The 2364-nt window shown below is 35.4% G+C and carries 4 protein-coding genes; all 4 read left to right on the plus strand.

The genetic code is table 11. The annotated features are described in order from the left end of the window. Positions 1-1070, plus strand: a 1070-nt coding sequence (locus BLT30_RS18015; protein WP_317040545.1) for an RHS repeat domain-containing protein, incomplete at its 5' end; no start/stop codon positions are given. Next, the gene (locus BLT30_RS18020; RefSeq protein WP_089875240.1) at positions 1063-1461 is read left to right on the plus strand and encodes a hypothetical protein; all 399 of its coding nucleotides are present in this window, start codon (positions 1063-1065) and stop codon (positions 1459-1461) included. The genes BLT30_RS18015 and BLT30_RS18020, both read left to right, overlap by 8 nt. Then, complete coding sequence (locus BLT30_RS18025) at positions 1458-1859, plus strand: hypothetical protein (RefSeq protein ID WP_089875242.1); 402 nt, start codon at positions 1458-1460, stop codon at positions 1857-1859. Before BLT30_RS18020 ends, BLT30_RS18025 begins: the two co-directional genes overlap by 4 nt. A 217-nt stretch (positions 1860-2076) precedes the next feature. Beyond that, entirely contained in the window at positions 2077-2310 is a 234-nt protein-coding gene (locus tag BLT30_RS18030) for a hypothetical protein (RefSeq protein WP_139166725.1), read from the plus strand. Positions 2311-2364: the final 54 nt, after the last annotated feature.

The following is a 2364-nucleotide window of genomic DNA, read 5'->3' on the forward strand; positions in this document are numbered from 1 at the left end:
GCATAGATGTTCTTGACCGGAACGACTACTATCCCTTTGGGATGAACATGCAGGGCGTGGACTCTTCCTTTGATACGATGGGGTCGTTCCTGAACCACAAGTACAACCGGAAAGAACTGCAGGAGACGGGCTTTTATGACTATGGCTGGAGGCAGTACATGCCTGACCTTGGGAGATGGTTCGGGATGGACCAGTTGTCAGAAAAGTATAACTCTTTTTCTCCTTATGCGTATGTAACCAATAATCCCGCAATGTTCTATGATATAGATGGCAGGGATATGCCGGGTTGGCTACAGAGCTTATGGGATGCAACAAAGTATAATCAAGTTACTACTTTTAGTGGTTTTGACTCCAGCGGTAGTCCAAGTTCCATAAGTTTTGGAAACACTTTCTCAGCTGAAAATTTCACCTCATTTGTTAATTTTTTACAGGGCGGAGGAACAGGTAATTATACTTTCTGGACAAATAGTTCAAGCTCTACAACTGCAAGTTATAATAATGCAGGGATGGATGTCAATGTACAGGGCCTTATTGGAAACAACATAAATATTAAAGCAGGGGACTTCCAGAGGGGTTTTGACGAATTTGTATACAATACTGATAGTTTTTTTGATGGGGTAGTTAATTACCCGGCTATAGATTTTCCTGGCTTTTTAGATAAATATTATAACGGGAACTTGGGCTATCTTGAGATGGCAGTTAAAACATATAATAAAGTGCCTAATGTGACGAAACGTGCCGTAGCGTATAACCTCTCAAAGATGACTCCGTTTAAATCCGGTAAAATCTTCCAGGGAACCAAGGCATTTATGAGCAAGGCTGGAAAAGTAGCAGGAAAATTAGGAAAAGTAAGTACGGCTTTATCTATGATTGCTATAGGAGCGGACATTGCTGACGATGGAAATGTAAAAACATCCAGTTTATTAAATGGGGGACTTTTAGCAGTAGGAATATTTATTCCAGGAGCAGCCCCATTTATTTTGGCTTATGGCGTATTAGATTATACCTTTGATATCGGGGATAAATTAGATGCAGAATTTGGTAGTGTAAATACTCATATTTATGATTAAATCAATTTTAGAGCAATGGCTTTTTATTAATTACTGTGGACAAAAGATAGGACAATTGAAGGGAGCAAACTTAAAAGAAACGCTTTTAAACGTTACAACAGGTAATATAGCAATAATTATATATGGTATTATATTAAACATATACATATTATTAGGATTTAAGAATATTTTTATTTATTTAGTAATTGCAATTTTATTTGAATTTTTTTTCTTAAGAAAATGGATTAAAAAACAAATAATGCCCATTATTTCGATTGAAAAATTAGATGCCAATTATAATGTTACTCCACGATGGAAAAGAGTATTGTTCTTTTCTCTTTCAATAATAATAATTCTTGGAAGTTATTTCATTTTTGGATTTATATTGTATAGTATAAAATTTTTTAAATGATTACATCAATAATGAAGCAGTGGCTTTTTATAAATTATTGCGGACAGAAGATTGGGCAGTTAAAAGGAGCAAATGTGAAGGAGACATTGCTTAATGTGACTACTTCAAATCTTTCATTTATTATTTATGGACTTTTATTAGATATATATGTATTATTAGGCTTCAGAAAATTATGGTTGATTTTGATAATAGCAATTCCTTTTGAGTTTTTTGTTACAAGACCACTGATAAAGAAACATATTATGACAATTATGTCTGTGCAAGAATTAGAAGCTCGTTATAAAATAACTCCCCGATGGAAGAGAATAATGTTTTTTATTTTGGCTATTCTAATCGTATTGTCTAGTGTCGCTCTTTTTTTTACAATTATTTTCAGTCTGAAATTTTTCTATGATTAAACCCGGATGGTAGATATACAATCTTGACTCCTGGAAACCCTCAGGTAATTCTGGCGTTGGAGGTAGTATCTATACTACTACTGTTAGCGATGGGCCAATAACAGGTAATGCCAATGATATACAGGGAGTTGATTTCACCAAGACCAGGATTGCAAAGATCTTCAGTAACCATGAAATACTAAAGGAGACGCAAGCTTCTTGGAGAAAAGGCGGTGGTGTGATCATGATGGATGGACTATCCGACATCTTTGGGATAATGCTTGCAGAGGCCAAACCGAAGAACAGATATCTAGCCTTAGCTTTGGGTGCTGCTGCGATTGTTGCAAGTAAAGGAAGAGCGACAAGAGGTGTTTTGGAAGCTGAGCTAGCTGTTGAGAAAGCGGAAATGAAAACCGTTTACAGAGTGTTTGGGTCATGTTTCAAAGTTAGTGATGGAAATGATTTTCAATGATAAGTTGTTGAAAATCAGATCAGATAATAATTAATTGAATTTAAAAACGTGGGT

Origin of the sequence: Epilithonimonas hungarica, assembly GCF_900102265.1 — a bacterium.
GTDB classification, from domain to species: Bacteria; Bacteroidota; Bacteroidia; order Flavobacteriales; family Weeksellaceae; genus Epilithonimonas; species Epilithonimonas hungarica.

Bases quoted from the DNA above. Each gene is read 5' to 3' on its own strand.
- BLT30_RS18020 (WP_089875240.1), top strand. From the start codon at position 1,063: ATGATTAAATCAATTTTAGAGCAATGGCTTTTTATTAATTACTGTGGA.
- BLT30_RS18025 (WP_089875242.1), top strand. From the start codon at position 1,458: ATGATTACATCAATAATGAAGCAGTGGCTTTTTATAAATTATTGCGGA.